The 22,567-nt window shown below is 65.9% G+C and carries 14 protein-coding genes and 2 tRNA genes; 11 read left to right on the plus strand and 5 right to left on the minus strand.

Translation table 11 applies throughout. The features are described from left to right. Positions 1-380 precede the first annotated feature (380 nt). The 8 genes from tig to C7402_RS37150 all read left to right on the plus strand — a co-directional run bounded on the left by tig (position 381) and on the right by C7402_RS37150 (position 9,514). Positions 381-1,727 (plus strand): trigger factor, encoded by a 1,347-nt coding sequence (tig, locus tag C7402_RS37115; protein ID WP_116614107.1) that lies wholly within the window; start codon positions 381-383, stop codon positions 1,725-1,727. A 160-nt stretch (positions 1,728-1,887) separates the two neighbouring features. Then, positions 1,888-2,541, plus strand: coding sequence for an ATP-dependent Clp endopeptidase proteolytic subunit ClpP (gene clpP, locus C7402_RS37120; RefSeq protein ID WP_028213090.1), 654 nt, complete (start codon positions 1,888-1,890; stop codon positions 2,539-2,541). A 235-nt stretch (positions 2,542-2,776) separates the two neighbouring features. After that, complete coding sequence (gene clpX / locus C7402_RS37125; RefSeq protein ID WP_112176364.1) at positions 2,777-4,048, plus strand: ATP-dependent Clp protease ATP-binding subunit ClpX; 1,272 nt, start codon at positions 2,777-2,779, stop codon at positions 4,046-4,048. A gap of 190 nt (positions 4,049-4,238) precedes the next feature. After that, complete coding sequence (gene lon, locus C7402_RS37130; protein ID WP_112176362.1) at positions 4,239-6,665, plus strand: endopeptidase La; 2,427 nt, start codon at positions 4,239-4,241, stop codon at positions 6,663-6,665. Between the two features lie 278 nt (positions 6,666-6,943). Further along, a complete protein-coding gene (locus C7402_RS37135; RefSeq protein WP_027796408.1) occupies positions 6,944-7,216 on the plus strand; it encodes an HU family DNA-binding protein in 273 nt (90 codons plus the stop codon). A 60-nt stretch (positions 7,217-7,276) separates the two neighbouring features. Next, positions 7,277-7,352, plus strand: a tRNA-Val gene (locus tag C7402_RS37140). A 35-nt stretch (positions 7,353-7,387) separates the two neighbouring features. Continuing rightward, positions 7,388-7,464: transfer RNA gene (locus C7402_RS37145), tRNA-Asp, on the plus strand. A 103-nt stretch (positions 7,465-7,567) separates the two neighbouring features. Beyond that, a complete protein-coding gene (locus C7402_RS37150; RefSeq protein WP_116614108.1) occupies positions 7,568-9,514 on the plus strand; it encodes a SurA N-terminal domain-containing protein in 1,947 nt (648 codons plus the stop codon). A 115-nt stretch (positions 9,515-9,629) separates the two neighbouring features. On the opposite strand, the gene C7402_RS37155 is transcribed toward C7402_RS37150, so the two are convergent. Further along, positions 9,630-9,977, minus strand: a complete 348-nt coding sequence (locus C7402_RS37155) for a hypothetical protein (protein ID WP_112176358.1) — start codon at positions 9,975-9,977, stop codon at positions 9,630-9,632. Positions 9,978-10,081: 104 nt separating this feature from the next. Next, a complete protein-coding gene (locus C7402_RS37160; protein ID WP_112176435.1) occupies positions 10,082-10,726 on the minus strand; it encodes an arylesterase in 645 nt (214 codons plus the stop codon). A gap of 123 nt (positions 10,727-10,849) precedes the next feature. Between C7402_RS37160 and C7402_RS37165 the strand changes: the two genes are divergently transcribed. Further along, positions 10,850-11,584, plus strand: coding sequence for an ABC transporter ATP-binding protein (locus C7402_RS37165; protein ID WP_112176356.1), 735 nt, complete (start codon positions 10,850-10,852; stop codon positions 11,582-11,584). A 75-nt stretch (positions 11,585-11,659) separates the two neighbouring features. On the opposite strand, the gene pgi is transcribed toward C7402_RS37165, so the two are convergent. The 3 genes from pgi to C7402_RS37180 all read right to left on the minus strand — a co-directional run bounded on the left by pgi (position 11,660) and on the right by C7402_RS37180 (position 16,625). Beyond that, positions 11,660-13,279 (minus strand): glucose-6-phosphate isomerase, encoded by a 1,620-nt coding sequence (gene pgi / locus C7402_RS37170; RefSeq protein WP_116614109.1) that lies wholly within the window; start codon positions 13,277-13,279, stop codon positions 11,660-11,662. A gap of 285 nt (positions 13,280-13,564) precedes the next feature. Beyond that, positions 13,565-15,157 (minus strand): NAD(P)H-hydrate dehydratase, encoded by a 1,593-nt coding sequence (locus tag C7402_RS37175; protein WP_116614110.1) that lies wholly within the window; start codon positions 15,155-15,157, stop codon positions 13,565-13,567. A 172-nt stretch (positions 15,158-15,329) separates the two neighbouring features. Beyond that, positions 15,330-16,625 (minus strand): FAD-dependent oxidoreductase, encoded by a 1,296-nt coding sequence (locus C7402_RS37180; protein WP_116614111.1) that lies wholly within the window; start codon positions 16,623-16,625, stop codon positions 15,330-15,332. A gap of 479 nt (positions 16,626-17,104) precedes the next feature. Here C7402_RS37180 and purL point away from each other — a divergent pair, with 479 nt between their 5' ends. Both purL and C7402_RS37190 read left to right on the plus strand, forming a co-directional pair. Next, positions 17,105-21,181 (plus strand): phosphoribosylformylglycinamidine synthase, encoded by a 4,077-nt coding sequence (gene purL / locus C7402_RS37185; RefSeq protein WP_116614112.1) that lies wholly within the window; start codon positions 17,105-17,107, stop codon positions 21,179-21,181. 231 nt (positions 21,182-21,412) lie between these two features. After that, entirely contained in the window at positions 21,413-22,540 is a 1,128-nt protein-coding gene (locus C7402_RS37190) for a Fic family protein (protein ID WP_116614113.1), read from the plus strand. Positions 22,541-22,567: the final 27 nt, after the last annotated feature.

Below are 22,567 nucleotides of genomic sequence, written 5' to 3' on the forward strand. Positions count from 1 at the left end.
GCGCTGGATACCCGGGCGGAGATAGCGCGCATCGGGGGCGCAATGCGCGATCGAACAGGTCCGGATGCGCGCTCGAAGTGGGCTGGGAGTGGGCAAAAAGCGGGCGAAAACAGGCCAAAAACCGGCCCAATGGCACGCTCACATGGCGTCCGAATGGCATTTCCCTTGGGTCCGCGAAATAGTTTGCTAAAATACTTGGCTCTTTTGACGGAACCGCACCGCAAACCGCCCGATCCGGCGCAGTTGAGCGGCGCACCGAGGCGCCGGCGTTGCGGTTAAGCCGCATCGGAATGCCCCCGGCGGAAAGGCCCCAACGGGCTGCGGCACGCAAAGACCACAGATTACTGATTCGCTCGAACAATTTTAGGACGATTGAAGCCATGGCTAACGTTGTTGAAAACCTCGGCAAGCTCGAACGCCGCGTGACGATTTCCCTGCCGAAGGATGCCGTGCAGAAAGAAGTCGATTCGCGCATCCGTAAACTCGCGAAGAACGTGCGCATGCCGGGTTTCCGCCCGGGCAAGGTGCCGCTCAAGATGGTCACGCAGCAGTATTCGGGCCAGGTCGAAGCCGAAGTCCTGAGCGACAAGGTCGGCAAGGAATTCTTCGACATCAGCCGCGCCGAGAACCTGCGCGTCGCCGGTCAGCCGAGCTTCGCCCCGAAGGCGGAAGCCGCTGAAAGCGACTACGCGTTCGACGCGACTTTCGAGGTCTACCCGGAAGTGAAGCTCGGCGACGTCGCGACGGCCGAAATCGAGCGCACGACCACGACCATCACCGAAGCCGAAATCGACCGTACGCTCGACATCCTGCGCAAGCAGCGCGTGCACTTCCACGCTCGCGGCGACGCGGGCGAGCACGGTGACGGCGGCGCCGACACCGCAGCGAAGGAAGGCGACCGCGTGACGGTCGACTTCGTCGGCAAGATCGACGACGTCGCGTTCCAGGGCGGCACCGCCGAAGGCTTTGCATTCGTGCTGGGCGAAGGCCGCATGCTGCCGGAATTCGAAAAGGCCGCCATTGGCTTGAAGAAGGGCGAGTCGCGCGAATTCGACCTCGCGTTCCCCGAGGACTATCACGGCAAGGACGTCGCGGGCAAGACCGCGAAGTTCACGATCACGATGCAGCAGATCGAGTGGCCGCACCTGCCGGAAATCGACGCTGAATTCGCCAAGTCGCTCGGCATCGCCGACGGCGACCTCGTGAAGATGCGCGCCGAAATCAAGGACAACCTCGAGCGCGAAGCGAAGCGCCGCACGCAGGCCATCGTCAAGAACCAGGTCATGGACGCGCTGCTGAAGATCTCGGAACTCGACGTGCCGAACGCGCTCGTCGAGCAGGATCAGGAACGCCTCGTCGAAATGGCGCGTGCGGACCTCGCGCAGCGCGGCGTGCCCAACGCCAAGGACGCGCCGATCCCGGCCGAAATGTTCAAGGAGCAAGCCGAGCGCCGCGTGAAGCTGGGCCTCGTGCTGGCCGAACTCGTGAAGGCCAACAGCCTCGAGGCGAAGCCGGAGCAGATCCGTGCCGAAGTCGACGAATTCGCGAAAAGCTACGAAGACCCGAAGGAGGTCGTGCGCTGGTATTATTCCAACCAGCAGCGTCTGGCCGAAATGGAAGCCTACGTCGTCGAATCGAACGTCGTGGACTTCGTGATCGGCAAGGCCAAGGTGACGGACAAGCAAGTTAGCTTCGAAGAACTGGCAAGCGCAACGGCGCAGGCTTAAATCTGCCCGCTACGGCGTGCCGGCTGTCGGAGCAACCGACGGCCAGCACGCCGTTTTTGTATCCGCGGGTTTTAGCCATGTTGTTCGTGTGGTTGATTTGACCGGGGTCCGTCTCCATACGGGTATATCAGAAGAACTTTTCCAGACAAGGATGCACCGCATGACCATTCGCGCTCAATCGCTGGATACGTTGACCTCCCACGCATCGCGGGACTTCGACCCGCAGGCGCTCGGCCTCGTGCCGATCGTCGTCGAAACGAGCGGCCGCGGCGAACGTTCCTACGACATCTACTCGCGCCTGCTCAAGGAGCGCGTGGTGTTCCTGGTGGGCGAAGTGAACGACCAGACGGCGAACCTCGTGGTCGCCCAGCTGCTGTTCCTCGAAAGCGAAAACCCGGACAAGGACATCAGCCTGTACATCAACAGCCCGGGCGGCTCGGTGTCGGCCGGCATGGCGATTTACGACACGATGCAGTTCATCAAGCCTGACGTTTCGACCCTATGCATGGGCCTCGCGGCCAGCATGGGGGCGTTCCTGCTGGCTTCGGGCGCGAAGGGCAAGCGTTTCGCGCTGCCGAACTCGCGCGTGATGATTCACCAGCCGCTGGGCGGCGCGCGCGGCCAGGCGTCGGACATCGAAATCCAGGCGCGCGAAATCCTGTACCTGAAGGAGCGCCTGAACCAGTTGCTCGCGCACCATACGGGTCAGCCGGTCGAGCGCATCGCGCGCGACACGGATCGCGACAATTTCATGTCCGGCGACGACGCCCAGGCGTACGGTCTCGTCGACCAGGTGCTGCACAAGCGTCCGTAACATCGCGCGAGCGACATTTGCGCGTCGGACCCCGCGAAATCGGGCGATGACGCGTAACTCGGCCCCCGTACAAAAGGGGATAGCCGACGCCGCGCAGACCTTGTGAAATAATCGGCAAACGCGCTTCGCGGCCTGCGGCCCCCAACGCCGTCACAGCAAGCGGTTCACGCACCCTCCGGCCTGGCCGGGGGAAACGGCGTATCATGTAACATAGTGTCCGGAGGCTCATTTATCCATGGCGGACAAGAAAGGTTCTAACAGCGAGAAGCTGTTGTATTGCTCGTTCTGCGGCAAGAGCCAGCATGAGGTGAAAAAGCTCATCGCTGGTCCGTCGGTATTCATCTGCGATGAATGCATCGACTTGTGCAACGAGATCATTCGCGACGAAGCCGCAGGTGCGGGCGTCGACGCGGCGCTGTCGCGCTCGGACCTGCCGAGCCCGCAGGAGATCCGCGACATCCTCGACCAGTACGTGATCGGGCAGGAACGCGCGAAGAAGATCCTCGCAGTGGCGGTGTACAACCACTACAAGCGTCTGAAGCACCTCGACAAGAAGGACGACGTCGAACTCTCCAAGAGCAACATCCTCCTGATCGGGCCCACGGGCTCGGGCAAGACGCTGCTCGCGCAGACGCTCGCGCGCCTTCTGAACGTGCCGTTCGTGATCGCCGACGCCACCACGCTGACCGAAGCCGGTTACGTGGGCGAAGACGTCGAGAACATCATTCAGAAGCTGCTGCAAAACTGCAATTACGAGGTCGACAAGGCCCAGCGCGGCATCGTCTACATCGACGAGATCGACAAGATCAGCCGCAAGTCGGACAACCCGTCGATCACGCGCGACGTGTCGGGCGAAGGCGTGCAGCAGGCGCTGCTCAAGCTCGTCGAGGGCACGATGGCCTCGGTTCCGCCGCAGGGCGGCCGCAAGCATCCGAACCAGGACTTCATCCAGGTCGACACGACCAATATCCTGTTCATTTGCGGCGGCGCGTTTGACGGTCTGGAAAAGGTCATCACCGACCGTACGGAAAAGACCGGCATCGGCTTCGGCGCGAGCGTGAAGAGCAAGCAGGAACGCGACACCGGCGAAGTGCTGCGCGAAACGGAACCGGAAGACCTGATCAAGTTCGGCCTGATTCCCGAACTGATCGGCCGTCTGCCCGTGGTCGCCACGCTCGGCAAGCTCGACGAAGCCGCGCTCATGAAGATTCTGGTCGAGCCGAAGAATGCGCTCGTCAAGCAGTATCACAAGCTCTTCAACATGGAGCGCGTGGAGCTGGAAATCCGACCGGCCGCCTTGCAGGCCGTCGCCCGCAAGGCGATCCGCCGCAAGACAGGTGCGCGAGGCTTGCGCTCGATCCTGGAACAGGCGCTGCTCGATGTGATGTACGAGCTGCCGACCATGAAGGGCGTGAGCAAGGTCATCATCGACGACAACGTGATCGACGGCGACGGTAAGCCGCTCTTGATCTACGAAGACGCTCCGAAGGTTGCTGGGTCGAACTGATGGTGGTGATCGGCTAAAGAGTTCCGGAAAAAGGCCGTTCATACAATGGGATGAACGGCTTTTTCGTTTATCTTGTGGTCGATGGCGCACTATTTTGGAGTCACTGAACTTTTCCCACACGCGCGAGGCTTGTAATCGGTATCTCAGGCCTCAATTACCGAACAATTGATTCCACTCATGGGGAAATGAAATGTCAGGAACCCAACTCCTCCCGCCGGAACGCACCACGCTCCCGCTGCTGCCGCTGCGAGACGTCGTCGTCTTCCCGCATATGGTGATTCCCCTTTTCGTGGGCCGACCGAAATCGATCAAGGCCCTCGAAGCGGCAATGGAAGGCGGCAAGCACATCATGCTCGTCGCGCAGAAAACCGCCGCCAAGGATGAGCCGACCGAAAAAGACATGTATGAAGTAGGGTGTATCGCCAACATCCTGCAAATGCTCAAGCTGCCCGACGGCACCGTAAAGGTGCTCGTGGAAGGCTTGCAGCGCGCGAAAACGCTCTCCATCGAAGAGCAGGAAACGCAGTTCTCGTGCGAAGTGATGCCGCTCGAGCCGGACCACGCCGACAGCGCCGAAACCGAAGCGCTGCGCCGCGCGATCGTCTCGCAGTTCGACCAGTACGTGAAGCTCAACAAGAAGATCCCGCCGGAGATCCTGACCTCGCTGTCGGGCATCGACGAAGCCGGTCGTCTTGCTGACACCATCGCCGCGCACCTGCCGCTCAAGCTCGACCAGAAGCAGCACATTCTCGAGATGTTCCCGGTCGTGGAGCGTCTGGAGCATCTGCTCGCCCAGCTCGAAGCCGAGATCGACATTCTCCAGGTGGAGAAGCGCATCCGTGGGCGCGTGAAGCGCCAGATGGAAAAGAGCCAGCGCGAGTACTACCTGAACGAGCAGGTCAAGGCCATCCAGAAGGAACTGGGCGAAGGCGAAGAGGGTGCGGATCTCGAGGAACTCGAGAAGCGCATCACGGCTGCGCGCATGCCCAAGGAAGCCAAGAAGAAGGCCGACGCTGAGCTCAAGAAGCTCAAGCTGATGTCGCCGATGTCGGCCGAAGCGACCGTCGTGCGCAACTACATCGACACGCTGATCGGCCTGCCGTGGCGCAAGAAGAGCAAGGTCAACAACGACCTCTCGAACGCCGAAGCCGTGCTCGACGAAGACCACTTCGGTCTCGAGAAAGTGAAGGAACGCATTCTCGAGTATCTCGCAGTGCAACAGCGCGTGGACAAGGTCAAGGCGCCGATCCTGTGCCTGGTTGGCCCTCCGGGCGTCGGCAAGACGTCGCTTGGCCAGTCGATTGCGCGCGCAACGAACCGCAAGTTCGTGCGCATGGCGCTGGGCGGCGTGCGTGACGAAGCCGAGATCCGCGGCCACCGTCGTACGTACATCGGTTCGATGCCGGGCAAGATTCTGCAAAGCCTGACCAAGGTCGGCGTGCGCAATCCGCTCTTCCTGCTCGACGAAGTCGACAAGATGGGCATGGATTTCCGCGGCGATCCGTCGTCGGCGCTGCTCGAAGTGCTCGACCCGGAACAGAACCACACGTTCGCCGACCACTACATCGAAGTCGATTTCGATCTCTCCGATGTGATGTTCGTCGCCACGTCGAACTCGCTGAACATCCCGCCGCCGCTGCTCGACCGGATGGAAGTCATCCGCCTCTCGGGCTACACGGAAGACGAGAAGGTCAGCATCGCCCAGCGTTATCTCCTGCCGAAGCAGAAGAAGAACAACGGGCTGAAGCCGGGCGAGATCGAGGTGACCGAAGGCGCGATCCGCGACATCATTCGCTACTACACGCGTGAAGCGGGCGTGCGTTCGCTCGAGCGTGAAGTGTCGAAGATCTGCCGCAAGGTCGTGAAGATGCTGCTGCTGAAGAAGGCCGACAAGGCCGTCACGGTGGACAGCGCCAATCTCGACACCTTCCTCGGCGTGCGCAAGTACGACTTCGGTCTGGCCGCGAAGGAAAACCAGATCGGTCAGGTCACGGGCCTCGCATGGACGGAAGTCGGCGGCGATCTGCTGACGATCGAAGCGGCGGTCATGCCCGGCAAGGGCAACGTGATCCGCACGGGTTCGCTCGGCGACGTCATGAAGGAGTCGGTTGAAGCGGCTCGCTCGGTGGTGCGTTCGCGTTCGCGTCGTCTCGGCATCAAGGACGAAGCGTTCGAGAAGCAGGACATCCACATCCACGTGCCGGAAGGCGCGACGCCGAAGGACGGTCCGTCCGCGGGCGGGGCGATGACGACGGCGCTGGTGTCGGTGCTCACGGGCATTCCGGTGCGTGCCGATGTCGCGATGACGGGTGAAATCACGCTGCGCGGCGAAGTGCTGCCGATCGGCGGGCTGAAGGAGAAGCTGCTCGCGGCGCATCGCGGTGGCATCAAGCTCGTGCTGATCCCGGAAGAGAACGTCAAGGATCTCACCGAGATTCCGGACAACGTGAAGAACGCGATCGAAATCGTGCCGGTCCGCTGGATCGACAAGGTGCTGGAACTCGCGCTCGAACGTGTGCCGCAACCGCTGCCGGAAGAGGAAGTGAAGGCCGAGGACGCCAAGGCGCCCGTAGCCGAAACGAAGGATGCCGGCGCAACCGAAGTGGTCAAACACTAAACGGTTTCTCGCTCGAAGCACAAAGCCCGCGGCATTGTCCGCGGGCTTTTTTTTTCGCCTTCACGATCGTTGACGCTGCAACGTCGGCCGCTGCGTTTTCTGACATTTCCCGCTGTTCGAAGCCTTCCTCGAATGCCGCGTTGCATCCGGCTCAACCCCGCTTGACACGGGCCTTTCGGCCCCGTTAAATGAGCGGGCCCGGCGCATTGCCGGGGCCGTCTTTCCAATAAGTTGATGTTCTTTCTTACGATTGCCCAAACACATTCTCGGGGGCTGGAATGAATAAAACGGAATTGATCGACCACATCGCACAACAAGCCGATATTTCGAAAGCGGCAGCGGGACGCGCACTCGACGCCGTCATCGGCGGCGTCAAAGGGACGTTGAAGAAGGGCGGCTCGGTCACGCTCGTCGGCTTCGGCACGTTCGCCGTCGGCAAGCGCACGGCCCGCACGGGTCGCAATCCGCGCACGGGAGATGCGATCAAGATCAAGGCGGCAAAGGTTCCGAAATTTAGGCCTGGCAAAGCTCTGAAGGATGCGCTAAACTAGCGGGCTCGCTACCTGATGAGGTAGCGCAGCAGAAGTCGCAGTGCAGGAAAGCATGAAGCTGGGTGCTTAGCTCAGTTGGTAGAGCGGCGCCCTTACAAGGCGTAGGTCGGGAGTTCGAGCCTCTCAGCACCCACCACAGCTTCGGTTCCAGCGTCTCGCGCAATACCGCACGGAGCGGTAGTTCAGTTGGTTAGAATACCGGCCTGTCACGCCGGGGGTCGCGGGTTCGAGTCCCGTCCGCTCCGCCAAGGATATCTCGACAAGAAGGCGAACTCCGGTTCGCCTTTTTTGTTGGCCGCTGTTGTAATATCGGGCGTTCCGTTTTTTGGCGCCCTCAACGTCTGGTCACGCATGCTCGACTTTTTCCGCAATCACAAACGCCTGATGATGTTCATGCTGCTTCTGGTCATCGTGCCAGGGCTGGGCTTCGTCGGTATTCAAGGTTTCCGCGGCTTCTTCGATGAAAGCGCGAATGTCGCGAGCGTCAACGGGCACAAGATCACGCGTGTCGAGTACGACAACGCCGCACGTCAGCAGATGGATCAGGCTCGACAGATCATGGGCGCGCAGTTCGACGCGAGCATGTTCGACACGCCTCAGCATCGCAAGGACATTCTCGACGGCCTGATCCAGCAGCGTGTGCTCGTGGACGAAACGCAGCGTCTGCATCTCACCGCATCGGACGACGCCGTGCGCCGCGCGCTGCTCTCCGACCCGGTGATCTCGTCGCTCAAGAATCCCGACGGCACGATCAATCTCGATCAGTACAAGCAACTGCTCGCCATGCAGGGCATGACGCCGGAGCAGTACGACGAGCGTGTGCGCTACAGCCTCGCCATGCAGCAGTTGCCCGCGTCGATCATCGGCAGTGCATTCACGCCGAAGTCGCTCGCGCAGCAGCTCACCGGGCTGTCGGAGCAGCAGCGCGACGTGCAAGGTCTCGCGTTCCATGTGAGCGACTACGCGCAAAAGGTCCAGCCGACCGACGCGCAACTCCAGGCGTACTACGACGCGAACAAGAACGCGTTCGCCACGCCCGCCACGGCGCAGATCCAGTATCTCGTGCTCTCGGCCGCTACCGTGGCCGCCGGCGTGCAGCCGAGCGACGCCGATCTCAAGAAGTACTACGACGACAATATCGCGCACTACCGCACGCAGGAAGAAGTGCGCGCGAGCCACATCCTGATCACCGTGCCGAAGGACGCGAGCGCCGACGTGCGCAACGCCGCGAAGCAGAAGGCCGACGCGGTGCTCGCCGAAGTGAAGGCGCATCCGGATCAATTTGCGCAGATCGCGCAGAAGGAATCGCAGGATCCGGGCTCGGCCTCGAAGGGCGGCGACCTCGGTTACTTCGGCCCTGGCATGATCGCGGGCGGCCAGGCGTTCGACGACGCGGTCTTCAAGCTCAAGAAGGACGAGATCAGCGGCGTGATCCAGTCGGACTTCGGTTATCACGTCGTCAAGGTGACGGACGTGAAGCCGGCGGTTACGAAGCCTTTCGACGACGTGAAGGCGCAGATCACGAACGAGGTGAAGGCGCAGCAGGCCGCGAAGCTGCTGGCCGACGCAAGCGACGGCTTTACATCGAGCGTCTACGAGCAGGCCAAGACGCTGCAACCGGCCGCCGACAAGTACAAGCTCGCGATCCAGACGGCCACGGTCACGCCGAAGCCGAATGCGACGCTGCCGGCGGACAGCCCGCTGAACAACCAGAAGTTCCTCGACGCCGTGTTTGCCAGCGACTCGGTCAACCAGCACAACAACACGCAGGCGATCGACGTGGGCAACAGCACGCTGATCTCCGCACGCGTCACGAGCTATCAGCCGGCCGCCGTGCCCGCGTTCGCCGCGGTCAAGGATGCCGTGCGCCAGAAGGTGGTTGCGCAGCAAGCGGCCGACATGGCGCGCAAGGACGGCGAAGCGAAGCTCGCGGAACTGCAAAAGTCGAAGTCGACCGATGGCTTCTCGTCGGCGCTCAAGGTGTCGCGCAACGACGCGCAGGGCTTGCCGCCCAGCGCGCTGTCGGCGGTGTTCAAGGCCGACGCGCAGAAGCTGCCCGCTTACGTGGGCGTCGATCTCGGCAACGACGGCTACGCGATCTATCGCGTCAACAGCGTCACCAACGGCCCGGCCGCGGATGGCGCGCGCCTTGCCGCCGCGCAGCAGCAGCTCGCGCAGGTGGACGGCCAGTCGCAGGTGCAGGCGTATCTCGACGCGCTGCGCGACCGCTCGAAGGTCAAGATGTATGGCTCACTCGGAGCGGCGGGTCAGTCGGGCGACGGCGACGGCGGCCAGTAACCGGCCTGCCGGTCATCCCCGCCGGCGTGCGACGCCCGCGCAAAAAAAGCCCCGCAAGATGTTTGCGGGGCTTTTTGCATTCTGACGCGCCTGGCTAGAGATCAGAAGCAGGCGGTCAGAGGCAGGCGCTGATATCGCCAGTGGCGTCGCCGCCCGCGCCGCCGCCGGAGCGGAAGCCGACCCACGTCTTCGCGCTGGCGTTCCACGCCGGGCGCACGGTTGCTGCGGCGCCGTTGGGCGGTTGCTGGCCCGGCACGTAGACGTCGACAGCCTGGCCGTTGGCGAGCACGGACTGCGAGACGACCTTTTGCTGCGATTTGTCGGCCCACTTTTGCGCGATGCATTGCGCAACGGCCGCAGGCGGTTGCTGGCTGGTGCCGACGGACTGCGATCCGCTCGGCATTGGCTGATTGGCGCAGGCGGCGAGCGCCGCCGTTACGACAATAAGAGGTAAATATTTCACGCTTTATCCCTCCAGTCAGGGTCGGTCGGATTCAGACGGAGCGGCCAGCCGGGCTCGCTCCTCTGACACAAACTGTGGCCTGCGCCGAGGCGCTGCTGCCCGCCTCAGTGCGGCGCGCCGCTGCCGAGCAGCGGCTTGAGTGCCGGCCACACGTTGTCAAGCAGCAAAGGCTGTGCCTGCCGGGTGGGATGGATCTGATCGGACTGGAAAAGCTCGGGTTTATCGGCGAGACCGGCGAGCAGGAAGGGCACGAGCGGGACGTTCATCTCCTTCGCCAGCTTCTCGTAGATGGCGTGGAAGTTCCGCGTGTAGTCGGGCCCGTAGTTCGGTGGGACGTACATGCCGATCAGCACGGGTTTCGCGCCGCCTTTGCGGACCTGGGCGACGATGGCGCGCAGATTGCTCTCGGTCGTAGTGAGCGGCACGCCGCGCAGCGCGTCGTTTGCGCCGAGCTCGATTACCACCACGGCGGGCTTCATGCGCTGCATGACGAGTGGCAGGCGCGCGAGGCCGCCGCTCGTCGTGTCGCCGCTGATGCTCGCATTCGCGACGTTATAATCGATTCGCTCGCTGGCGAGACGCTGGCGCAGCAGCGCCACCCAGCCGCTATCGCGCGGCAGGCCGTATTCGGCCGACAGGCTGTCGCCCAGCACGGCGAGCGTCGGCCTGGCCGTGGCTGCGGGTGTCGCCGCGGCGCCGGCCGCAGGCGCCGGTGTGGCGGCGCGGGCACCGCCGCTCACGCCGAACATGGCGGCCCCGGCGAAGGCGGCGATCGAGGCAAGCGCGCCGGAGCGCGTGAGTGTGTAGCGTAGGGCGCGGCGCCATGCGGCGCGCTGTGGATTCACGGCTAACCTGTGCGTCATCATGTGCGAATGAATAGCGATCCAGTCATCGAAGTACGGGGTTTATCCAAGCGGGTCACCGACGCCACCGGCGAGCTGACCATCCTCGACGGCATCGACCTCACGGTGCAGGCGGGCAGCAGTGTGGCGATCGTCGGGGCCTCGGGTTCCGGCAAGTCGACGCTGCTCGGGCTGCTCGCCGGTCTCGACAGCGCGAGCGCGGGCTCGGTGCGACTGCTCGGCCATGAGCTTACCGGCATGGCCGAAGATCAGCGCGCGGCGCTGCGCAACGGCTCGGTCGGTTTCGTGTTCCAGTCGTTCCAGCTCATGCCGCATCTCACCGCTTTGGAGAACGTGGCGTTGCCGCTCGAGTTGCAGGGCGGCATGTCGACGCGCGAGGCTTTCGCGCGTGCTCGCACGCTGCTCGAACGCGTGGGACTCGCCGAGCGCACGGGCCATTACCCGAAGCTGCTCTCGGGTGGCGAGCAGCAGCGCGTGGCGCTTGCGCGGGCATTCGTCACGCGCCCGTCCGTGCTGTTCGCCGATGAACCCACCGGCAGCCTCGACGCCGCCACGGGCCACGCCGTGATCGACCTGATGTTCGAACTCAATCGCACGAATGGGGCGACGCTCGTGCTCGTCACCCATGACATCGATCTCGCGCAGCGCTGCGACACTATCGTCACGATCGAGGCGGGCCATCGCGTCGCCAACGCGCCGCATGGCGTTGCGCACAGCACGAGCAACGTCGAAGCCGGACGCTAGCGCCCAGGTTCACCAGGCGATCTACCAGACAATGCGCGGCGTGCGCTGGACAAGCGCACGCCGGATTCCCGCGATCTAGCGCTTGAGCGCCGCGCGGGCGCGCGCGATGAGCGCAGCCGTCGACGAATCATGCGCCTTCACATCGGCGCTCGCCGAGGTCAAGTCGGCTTCGACCACCTTGCCGAGGATCTTGCCGAGTTCCACGCCCCACTGGTCGAACGGATTGATGTCCCACACGGAAGCCTGCACGAGCACCTTGTGCTCGTAGAGCGCGATGATCGCGCCGAGCGAGCGCGCCGTGAGCGCGTCGACGAGCAGCGTGGAAGTCGGGCGGTTGCCGGGGAACATGATGTGCGGCACGAGCTCGGGCTTGTCCGGGCCCGCGATCTTGCGCGCTTCTTCCTCGGTGCGGCCGAGCATCAGCGCCTCGCTTTGCGCAAAGCAGTTCGCGAGCAGCTTCGGATGATGGTCGCTCAGCGGATGCTCGGGCGTGAGCACGGCGATGAAGTCGATCGGCACGATTGTCGTGCCCTGGTGCAGCATCTGGAAGAACGCGTGCTGGCCGTTCGTGCCGGGCTCGCCCCAGGTGATCGCCGAGGTCGCGTAATCGACGAACTGGCCATCGAGTCGCGCCTGCTTGCCGTTGCTCTCCATTTCGAGCTGCTGGAGGTACGAAGGCAGGTAGTGCAATGCTTCGGAGTACGGCGCAACGAGATAGCTTTGCGAGCCGAAGAAGTTGCGATACCAGATGCCGATCATGCCGAGCAGAACGGGCAGGTTCTTTTCCAGCGGCGCTTCGCGGAAGTGCTTGTCCATGTCGTGGGCGCCGGCGAGCAGTTCGTCGAACTGCTGCGGCCCGATGGCGATCATGATCGACAGGCCCACGGCCGACCACAGCGAATAGCGGCCGCCCACCCAGTCCCACATCTCGAACACGTTTTCTTTGGCGATGCCGAACTTCACGACTTCGGCCGGGTTGGCCGAGACGCCCACGAAGTGCTTCGCGAGTTCGCCTTGCGGGCAGCCGTGCTTGACGAACCAGTCGCGCATCGACAGCGCGTTGGTCATCGTTTCGAGCGTCGTGAAGGTCTTCGACACGATGATCGCGAGCGTTTCTTCCGGATCGATGTTTTCGATCGTGCGCCACAGATCCGCGCCGTCGACGTTGGAGACGAAGTGCGAGGTGATCTCGGGCAGTTCGAGATGCTTGAGCGCGTGCACGACCATCTTCGGTCCGAGGTCCGAGCCGCCGATGCCGATATTCACGACGTGGCGAATGCGCTTGCCCGTGTAGCCGGTCCATGCGCCGCTGCGCACGGCGTCGGCGAACCTGGCCATCTTCGCGCGCTCGGCGAGGATCTGCGCGTGGAACGGGGCGTCGGCTTCGGTGGCGCGCAAGGCGGTGTGCAGCGCCGCGCGGCCTTCGGTCGGGTTGACGACTTCGCCCTTGAACATCGCGTCGCGTCGCGCCTCGACGCCGGCTTCGCGCGCGAGTTGCACGAGCAGCTTGAGCGTGGCGTCGGTGATGCGGTTCTTCGAGAAGTCGGCGGCGAGACCGGCGCCCGCGAACGTGAAGCGTTCGGCGCGCGTCGGCGCGGGGTCGTTGGCGGGGGCGAACCAGTCGCGCAGCTTTTCGTCGCGGATCTGTTCGTAATGCGTCTGTAGCGCGGACCAGGCGGGGAGCGGATTCGTCATGTTCGTCTAGCGAGGGATCACGAATGGAGGGCGGCAGGCGCGGTTCGCCGGTGTGGCTGAACGCGCGCGTCGCGCGCCGCGGGGAAACACGGCACGCCTCCGGTGGGAGACGGCGTGCAGAGAATCAGTATAGCGGGCCGACGCGGCGCTGCGCAGGGCCATGCCGCTCGTAAGCGCGCTGTGGGCTAGCGCGCGCCGGACATCTTCGTGTAGCAAGCGCCATGCCGCGCGAACGGGCGTGCGGTGACGCGGCGACTTGCGTTCAGCCGTTCATGGAGCCCGGCATCAGGCTTCGTAATCGGGCGCGTAAAAAAGCCGGTTCATGAGCTTGCGCACCATGGGCGCGAGCTCGCCCGCCGTGAGTCCCGCGGGGCCGTCGCCCTGCGCGCACAACGTGTCTGCGGCGAGACCGTGCAGGTAGACGCCCGCGAGCGCCGCTTCGTAGGGCGGCAGGCGCTGCGCCAGCAACGCGCCGATGATGCCGCCGAGCACGTCGCCGGTGCCGCCTGTCGCGAGGCCTGCGTTGCCCGTTGGATTGACGGTGACGCGGCCGTCGGGCGCCGCGATCACCGTGCCGCTGCCCTTGAGCACGACGACGGCCGCGTAGCGGGCGGCGAGCGCGCGTGCGGCGGCGAGCCGGTCACGCTGCACGGCGGCCGTGTCGCCGCCGAGCAGGCGCGCCGCTTCGAGCGGATGCGGCGTGAGCAGGCAAGGCGCGCCGCGCGTGGCGGCCGACTGCGCAACGTGTGCCGCGAGCGCCTCATCGCGGGCGACGAGATTGAGCGCGTCGGCATCGAGCAGGACCGGCGCCTGAAGGCGCAGGATGGCGTCCACGAGCTGGCGCGCCGAGGCGCTGCCGCCCATTCCGCAGCCCGCTGCCACGGCGTCCATTGCGCCGAGCGCGAGCTTGCTGGCCGCGTGCAGCATCAGTTCGGGGTGAGGGGCATCGTAGGGCGGCGCGTCGCTGCCGAGAAAGCCCACGTGGATCTTGCCCGCGCCGGTGAGGAGCGCGGCGCGCGCCGCAAGAATCGGCGCGCCGCACATGCCGGTGTCGCCGCCCACGACGGCGAGCGTGCCGAACGTGCCCTTGTGGGTGGCGAAGTCGCGGGCGGGCAGCGCGGGCGCGAACAGCGCCGGTGCGTTCAGGCGGGCGGCGCGGGGCGTGTCCTGAACGTCGATGCCGATCGGCGCGACGGCCACCGTGCCTGCATGGTCGCGGCCCACGCCGGTGTAGAGGCCGGGTTTCGCGGCGATGAAGGTCACGGTATGGGTCGCGCGCACGGCCGGGCCGTCGCCCACCACGTTGCCGGTGTCGCTGTCGAGTCCGCTCGGCACGTCGAGTGCGAGCACGTGGCCGTGGCTGCGCGCGCGCGCCGAAAGGCGCCCGGCCAGCTCGCCGAACACGCCTTCGAGTCCGCGCGCGAGGCCGATGCCGAACATCCCGTCGACGAGCCAGCCGTAGGCGTCGAACGACGCCGGTGGCGCGGCGGCGATCGGCACGCCCGCCGCGCGCGCCGTTTCGAGCGCCCAGCGGGCGTCGTCGGGCTTGACCTCGACCGGCATGCAGACCTCGACCGCCACGCCCACGCGATGCAGCTCCGTGGCGACGACGAGCGCATCGCCGCCATTGTTGCCCGGCCCGGCGGCGAACCAGACCGGCTTGCCGCTCGCGGTCGAGGGCGCGTGAGCCAGTTGCTCGCGCAGGAAGTGCGAGGCCGCGGCACCGGCGCGCGCCATCAGCGTATGGGCGGGCAAGGCGGCCTGCGCCGCGACTTCGGCGGCGCGCAGCTGTTCGACGGTGAGAAGCGGGAGCGCACGGTCGTGCGGATTGAGCAGCGCCGGTTGTGCGGCGGCGGGGGAAAGCGGAGCGTGCGTCATGGCGAGGCGGGCGGGAGAGGCGACAACGCAACGATACCCGAGCACGCCGTCAGACGGCGCGCCTCATGAGCGTGGCGAACGAGCGCGGGGCGGCGAAGTCGCGGCGGCACTCGTCGCTCAACGGCGGCTCAACGATGGTTCAACGGCGGCTCAATAACGGCCCAGGCGCATTTCAGGCGCGGCCGGGCCAGAGCGCCGCAATCGTATCGGCGGGCAAGTCCGGCGCGGTGTTGGAGATCTGCTGGGCGACGAGACGCGCCGAGCCGAGCGAGAGCGCCCAGCCCGCCGGTCCGTGGCCCGCGTTGACGAACAGGCGTGGATGGCCCACGTTGCCGACCGCCGGCAGGCCGTCAGCAGAGAGCAGCTTCATGCCTTCCCACGGCAGCGCCGCGGAGATGCGCGCGGCGCCCGGCGCCCAATCGCGCGAGGCTTCGCCGAGCAGCGCGAGCGCGTCTTCGGTCAGGGCTTCGGGCAGCGCCTCGTCGACTTCCTTCGCGCGCAGCAGCACGGCGGCGCCCGAGATGCGCAGCCGGTGATTCATGCGTGTGATGGCGATGCGCTTGGCGGCGTCGACGATCGTGGTGTTCGGCACGCATTCCTCGTGCGCCACAGGCGAATTGAGCGTGTGCATGCGCAGCGGATAAAGCGGCATCTTGACGCCGAGCGGCGCAAGCAGGTTCGGTGTTTGCGCTCCCGCGGCGACCACCACGGCGTCGCCCGAGATCACCTCGACTTCGCGTGAGCGGCCCGGCTCGTTCGCGCGCGGCGCCAGCTCGACGGCCGCGCGTTGATCTTCGAGACGGATCGCGCGCACTTCGCGGCTGGTCTCGAACTGCACGCCGCCCTGGGCGTCGAGCACCTGCTTGAGCAGTTTCACGAAGAGCGGACAGTTCGCCACGCGGCCGGTCTCGAAGCGCACGCCGCCCGCGAACGGCGGATCGGCTGGAATCGCGTGGTCGAACGCCACGCATTCGGCGGCCGAAAGCGCGTGGTGAGGCGTTTCGAAGCGGCGCAGCAGTTCGAGCGCCGGTTGCGTGAGCGACCATTCGTCACTGCCGCGCACGAGGTAGAGCAGGCCGTCGCGCTGCTCGTAGTCGAGCTGGAAGCGCGCGTCGATGTCGGCGAGCGCCGCCTGGGCCGATTCGATGAGCGGGCGCAGCAGCGCATAACGCCCGGCGAACGCCTCGGAGCCGTGCAGCGTGGCGAGGCGCTTGACGAAGGTGTGTGCCTGGCCGCGCCAGCCCGTCTTGCTGATCACGCCGCCCGAGGATTGCCGGCCGTTGCGCAGGAAGGTGGGGCCGAACCAGACATCGAGCGGCGTGGGCAGCGCAATGCCGCTATGGCCATAGGTCGCGCCTTGCGCGACCGTGGCGTGGCGCTCGATCACGCAGACGCGATGCCCGGCCGCGCGCAGTTGCCAGGCGGTGGCGATGCCGGCGATTCCGCCGCCGATGACGATGACATCCATGACGATACGTTCTGCTGACAGGCGGCGCTCGCCCGGATGAGGGCGCTCTGCCAAAGGTGGGGCGTGCGGCGCGCCGAAGCGATGTGCGGGTGCGCCGATCAGACGAAACGCGCAATCATAGCAGCGAAAGCGCCCGCGTCGCCATGCGCGAGGCCGGGCTGCGACGCGCATCGCGCATGGCCGCAAGCCTGCCGCGCGCACGCCTGCGCCTGCGCCGGAACCCGCGCCAATGCGCCTGGCATATCGCGAAAAGAACGGCATGGGCGCGGCGTGTGCGTTGCCGGTTCCCGCGAGTGTCCCGAAAAGGGGCGGGGAGCGGGCGCGGTAGCGCCTGCGGGGCGGTCAGGCGAGGCCTTCCGGGTTATAATCGCGGTCTCCCTTCGCCTGACCGTCGCCATCCCCCGCGCGACGCATCGCCACCTTGCGACGCATCGCGCGAGGCGAAGCCGCGACGCAACCTCGACGCAACGCCCCAGTCCATGGCCCACTTCTCGTGTTTCCCCGGTGCTTCGGCCCTTTCCGACTTCCGTCAGACCCGCCTGCTCGAAACGCTTCAGCGTATCGACGCCAACATCGTCGGCGTGCACGGCCAGTATCTGCATTTCGTCAACTCGGCCACGCCGCTTTCCGCTGACGACAGCGCGAAGATCGAAGCGCTGATGCACTACGGCGCGCCGTTCGCGGCCCCGCAGGAGCGCGGCAGCGCGCTCACGTTCCTCGTCGTGCCGCGCTTCGGCACGGTGTCGCCGTGGGCCAGCAAGGCGACGGACATCGCGCACCATTGCGGCCTCGAGCAGGTGCGCCGCATCGAGCGCGGCGTCGAGTACACCGTGGTGCTCAAGAGCGGCCTGCTGGGCGGCAAGAAAACGCTGTCGGACGAGGCGCACGCGGCGGTGGCCGCGGCGCTGCACGACCGCATGACGGAAAGCGTGGCGGCCTCGCGCGACACGGCGCTGCATCTGTTCGACGAACTGCCGGCCCGCCCGATGCAGACCGTCGACGTGCTGGGTAAAGGCCGCGCGGCGCTGGAAACGGCCAACGGCGAACTGGGCCTTGCGCTCGCCGACGACGAAATCGACTACCTCGTTGATAACTTCAAGAAGCTCGAACGCAACCCGACCGACGTCGAACTGATGATGTTCGCTCAGGCCAACAGCGAGCACTGCCGCCACAAGATCTTCAACGCGAGCTGGACGATCGACGGCCAGGACCAGGATCTGTCGCTTTTCGCGATGATCCGCAACACCGAGAAGATCAGCCCGCAGGGCACGATCGTCGCGTACTCGGACAACTCGTCGATCATGGAAGGCGCGGTCGCGGAACGCTGGTTCCCGCGCAAGCACAACGCCGACGGCACGCCGGGCGAGCAGTACGGCCGCCACACCGAACTCACGCACACGCTGATGAAGGTGGAGACGCACAACCACCCCACGGCGATCTCACCGTTCTCGGGCGCGGCCACGGGCTCGGGCGGCGAAATCCGCGACGAAGGCGCGACGGGCCGCGGCGCGCGTCCGAAGGCGGGTCTTACGGGCTTCACGGTCTCGAACCTCGATCTGCCCGACGCGCGTGAGACGTGGGAAAACGCCCGCGACGCGGCCGTGCCGCTCACGCACCGCAATCCCGCCGACACGAGCGACGCCTACGGCCGCCCGGACCGCATCGCCTCGCCGTTGCAAATCATGATCGACGGCCCGCTCGGCGGCGCCGCGTTCAACAACGAATTCGGCCGCCCGAACCTCGGCGGCTACTTCCGCACCTACGAGCAGAACGTGGCGGGCACCGTGCGCGGCTATCACAAGCCGATCATGATCGCGGGCGGCATCGGCAACATCAGCGCGCAGCACACGCACAAGCACGACCTGCCGGCCGGCACGCTGCTGATCCAGATCGGCGGCCCCGGCATGCGCATCGGCATGGGCGGCGGCGCGGCCAGCTCGATGGCGACCGGCACCAACACCGCCGAACTCGACTTCGACTCGGTCCAGCGCGGCAACCCGGAAATCGAGCGCCGTGCGCAGGAAGTCATCAACTCGTGCTGGCAGCTTGGCGAGCGCAACCCGATCCTGAGCATTCACGACGTGGGCGCGGGCGGCCTTTCCAACGCCTTCCCGGAACTCGTGGACGGCGCGGACAAGGGCGCGCGCTTCGAACTGCGCAAGGTGCAGCTCGAAGAGTCGGGTCTCTCGCCGCGCGAAATCTGGTCGAACGAGTCGCAGGAACGCTACGTTCTCGCGATCGCGCCCGCCGATCTGGCCGAGTTCCAGGCGATCTGCGAGCGTGAGCGCTGTCCGTTCGCCGTCGTGGGCGTCGCGACCGATGACCGCGACCTGAAGCTGGTCGACACCGACGAGGCGGCGCTCGCTTCGAACGGCGGCCACCAGCCCGTCGACATGCCGATGGACATCCTGCTCGGCAAGCCGCCGCGCATGCACCGCAATGTCGAGCACGCCAGCGTCCCGCTCGCGCCGGTCGATGTCACGGGCGTCGCGTTCGACGAAGTCGCGAAGAGCGTGCTGCGCAATCCGACGGTCGGCAGCAAGTCCTTCCTCATCACCATCGGCGACCGAACGGTGGGCGGCACGACGGTGCGCGACCAGATGGTCGGCCCGTGGCAAGTGCCGGTGGCCGACTGCGCGATCACCGCGCTCGACTACGCGGGCTACAAGGGCGAAGCGATGACGATGGCCGAGCGCACGCCGCTCGCCGTGATCGATGCGCCCGCATCGGGCCGCATGGCCGTGGGCGAGGCGATCACCAACATCGCGAGCGCGCCGATCCTCTCGCTCGACAAGCTCAAGCTCTCCGCGAACTGGATGGCCGCGTGCGGCGCACCGGGCGAAGACGCCGCGCTGTACGACACCGTGAAGGCGATCGGCATGGAGCTGTGCCCGGCGCTGGGCATCGGCATTCCGGTGGGCAAGGACTCGCTCTCCATGCGCACGAAGTGGAACGAAGAGGGCGTGGCGAAGGAAGTGGTCGCGCCGGTGTCGCTCATCATTTCGGCGTTCGCGCCGGTCGAGGACGTGCGCCGCCACGTGACGCCGCAACTGCGCCGCGCCGACGAAGTGGGCGAATCGGTTCTGATCGCGATCGATCTGGGCCGCGGCAAGAACCGCATGGGCGGCAGCATCTTCGCGCAGGTCACGCAGCAGGTGGGCGACGCGGTGCCCGATGTGGACAGCGCCGAAGACCTCAAGCAATTCTTCACGGCCATCCAGCAACTGAACGACAACGAGCAACTGCTCGCCTACCACGACCGCTCGGATGGCGGCCTGTGGGCGACGGTTTGCGAAATGGCCTTCGCGGGCCATACGGGCGTGTCGCTCAACGTCGACATGCTCGCGCTCGACAGCGAGCACGAGTCCGATTACGGCGACGCCAAGGACTGGGCGAAGCAAACCAGCGGCCGCCGCGAAGACCGCACGCTGCGCGCGCTGTTCTCGGAAGAACTCGGCGCCGTGATCCAGGTGCCGGCGCAACAGCGCGACGCCGTGATGGGCGTGCTGCGTCAGCATGGTCTTTCGGTGTGCTCGCATGTGATCGGCACGCTCAACACCCGCGACTCGATCGAGATCTACCGCGACGCCAAGCGCATCTACGACGCGCCGCGCGCCGAACTGCAACGCGTGTGGAGCGAAGTGAGCTGGCGCATTGCGCGCCTGCGCGACAACCCCGCATGCGCCGACGCCGAATACGACGCGCTGCTCGACGCCGCCGATCCGGGCATGCAGCCGCATCTCACGTTCGACCCGGCCGAGGACATCGCCGCGCCGTTCGTCGCGAAGGGCGCACGTCCGCGCGTGGCGATCCTGCGCGAGCAAGGCGTGAACTCGCACCTCGAAACCGCGTACGCGTTCGACCGCGCGGGCTTCGACGCGCACGACGTCCACATGAGCGACCTGCTCGAAGGCCGCGCCACGCTCGCCGACTTCGCGGGCGCGGTGGCCTGCGGCGGCTTCTCGTACGGCGACGTGCTGGGCGCGGGCGAAGGCTGGGCCAAGACGATCCGCTTCAACGCGAAGCTCGCGGACATGTTCGCGGCGTTCTTCGCGCGTCAGGACACCTTCGCGCTCGGCATCTGCAACGGCTGCCAGATGCTGTCGAGCCTCGCCTCGATGATCCCGGGCGCGCAAGCCTGGCCGAAGTTCACGCGCAACAAGTCGGAGCAGTTCGAAGCGCGCTTCTCGCTCGTCGAAGTGCAGAGCTCGCCGTCGATCTTCTTCAACGGCATGGAAGGCTCGCGCATTCCGGTGGCGGTCGCGCACGGCGAAGGCTTCGCGGACTTCTCGCAGCAGGGCGACATTTCGAAGGTGGCCGTGGCGATGCGCTACGTCGACCACCGCGGTCAGGCGACCGGAGGTTATCCGTTCAACCCGAACGGTTCGCCGCAAGGCATCACCTCGGTCACGACCGACGACGGCCGCTTCACGGTGCTCATGCCGCACACCGAGCGCGTGCAGCGCACCGTGACGATGAGCTGGCACCCCGAAGCCTGGGGCGAGGCGAGCCCGTGGATGCGTGCGTTCCAGAACGCGCGCAAGTGGGTGGGCTGATCGGCTAGCCACCACGCGGACGTTCGGCGCCAGGGCGGCTAGCTCTGGCGGAAAACCCCGGCCAAGCCTGTCATACGGGCGCTGTCCGGGGTTTTTTTACATTGTGGCGCGGCGCCAGCGAGCCCATCCGGCCGGCGCAAACCGGGCCTTGCGGTGATTGCCGGTGTTAATCGCCGCATATTTTGCGGCGATTAACTTGTGCGTGCGGCGAATACGTCTCATAATCGCCGCATGAATAGCGGCGAATATACCTACATCTGGCAAGCCGGCGACTGGCCTCGATGGCGTGTCGATCTGACGGAGCTGGCCGAGCCCATGGCCGAGGTCAGTCGCGCCCAGGGCTTGCTGGCAGGCCGTCTGGCCGATGTCGGCATGGCGCTGCGCGATCAGGCCAGCCTCGCGGCCCTGACGGAGGACGTGCTCAAGACCAGCGAGATCGAGGGCGAGCAGCTCAATGTCGCCTCCGTGCGTTCGTCCATCGCGCGGCGCATGGGGGTGGATATCGGGGCGCTCGCGCCCGTGGATCGCCACGTCGAAGGCGTGGTCGAGATGGTGCTCGACGCCACCGCCAACAGTCAGGCGCCGGTCACGCGCGAGCGCCTGTTCGGCTGGCATGCCGCGCTCTTTCCCACCGGCTACGCGGGTCTGTCGCGTATCAACGTTGGGGCCTGGCGCGACGACGCGAGCGGGCCCATGCAGGTGATCTCGGGGCCGATCGGCCGTCAGCGCGTGCACTTCGAGGCGCCGCCCGCCGACCGCATCGAGGCCGAAACGCGCCGTTTTCTCGACTGGATCAACAGCCCGCCGAAAGAGCCGCCGCTCGTCCGCGCGGCGCTCGGCCATTTGTGGTTCGTGACCTTGCACCCGTTCGACGACGGCAACGGCCGCGTGGCGCGCGCTATCGGCGATTTGCTGCTTGCGCGCGCGGATGGCGGCACGCAGCGCTTCTACAGCCTGTCCGCGCAGATCCAGCGCGAGCGCAAGGCTTACTACGACATTCTGGAGCGCACCCAGAAGGGCTCGATGGACGTCACGCCTTGGCTGGCCTGGTTCTTCGACGCGCTGCATCGCGCCGTCGATCAGGCGCAGGTCACGCTGGACGCGGTGCTCGCCAAGGCACGCTTCTGGCGCCACTGGGCCACGACGCCGTTCAACGAGCGCCAGGTGAAGCTGCTCAACAAGCTGCTCGACGGCTTCGAGGGCAAGCTCACGAGCGGCAAGTGGGCCGCCATCGCCAAATGCTCGTCCGATACCGCGCTGCGCGACATCAACGATCTGCTGGCGCGCGGCGTGCTGCGCAAAGCGGAGGGCGGCGGGCGCAGCACGAGCTACGAGCTCGACGCCTCGCCATTGCCGTGAGCCGCGCATGGCGGGGCGTTCATTGTT

Source organism: Paraburkholderia unamae (assembly GCF_003096875.1).
In the GTDB taxonomy this organism is placed as follows: domain Bacteria; phylum Pseudomonadota; class Gammaproteobacteria; order Burkholderiales; family Burkholderiaceae; genus Paraburkholderia; species Paraburkholderia unamae.

Excerpts from the sequence above, each read along its gene's own strand:
- tig (WP_116614107.1), top strand. The coding sequence starts at position 381 with ATGGCTAACGTTGTTGAAAACCTCGGCAAGCTCGAACGCCGCGTGACG.
- clpP (WP_028213090.1), top strand. The coding sequence starts at position 1,888 with ATGACCATTCGCGCTCAATCGCTGGATACGTTGACCTCCCACGCATCG.
- clpX (WP_112176364.1), top strand. The coding sequence starts at position 2,777 with ATGGCGGACAAGAAAGGTTCTAACAGCGAGAAGCTGTTGTATTGCTCG.
- lon (WP_112176362.1), top strand. The coding sequence starts at position 4,239 with ATGTCAGGAACCCAACTCCTCCCGCCGGAACGCACCACGCTCCCGCTG.
- C7402_RS37135 (WP_027796408.1), top strand. The coding sequence starts at position 6,944 with ATGAATAAAACGGAATTGATCGACCACATCGCACAACAAGCCGATATT.
- C7402_RS37150 (WP_116614108.1), top strand. The coding sequence starts at position 7,568 with ATGCTCGACTTTTTCCGCAATCACAAACGCCTGATGATGTTCATGCTG.
- C7402_RS37160 (WP_112176435.1), bottom strand. The coding sequence starts at position 10,726 with ATGTTCGGCGTGAGCGGCGGTGCCCGCGCCGCCACACCGGCGCCTGCG.
- C7402_RS37165 (WP_112176356.1), top strand. The coding sequence starts at position 10,850 with ATGAATAGCGATCCAGTCATCGAAGTACGGGGTTTATCCAAGCGGGTC.
- pgi (WP_116614109.1), bottom strand. The coding sequence starts at position 13,279 with ATGACGAATCCGCTCCCCGCCTGGTCCGCGCTACAGACGCATTACGAA.
- C7402_RS37175 (WP_116614110.1), bottom strand. The coding sequence starts at position 15,157 with ATGACGCACGCTCCGCTTTCCCCCGCCGCCGCACAACCGGCGCTGCTC.
- C7402_RS37180 (WP_116614111.1), bottom strand. The coding sequence starts at position 16,625 with ATGGATGTCATCGTCATCGGCGGCGGAATCGCCGGCATCGCCACCGCC.
- purL (WP_116614112.1), top strand. The coding sequence starts at position 17,105 with ATGGCCCACTTCTCGTGTTTCCCCGGTGCTTCGGCCCTTTCCGACTTC.
- C7402_RS37190 (WP_116614113.1), top strand. The coding sequence starts at position 21,413 with ATGAATAGCGGCGAATATACCTACATCTGGCAAGCCGGCGACTGGCCT.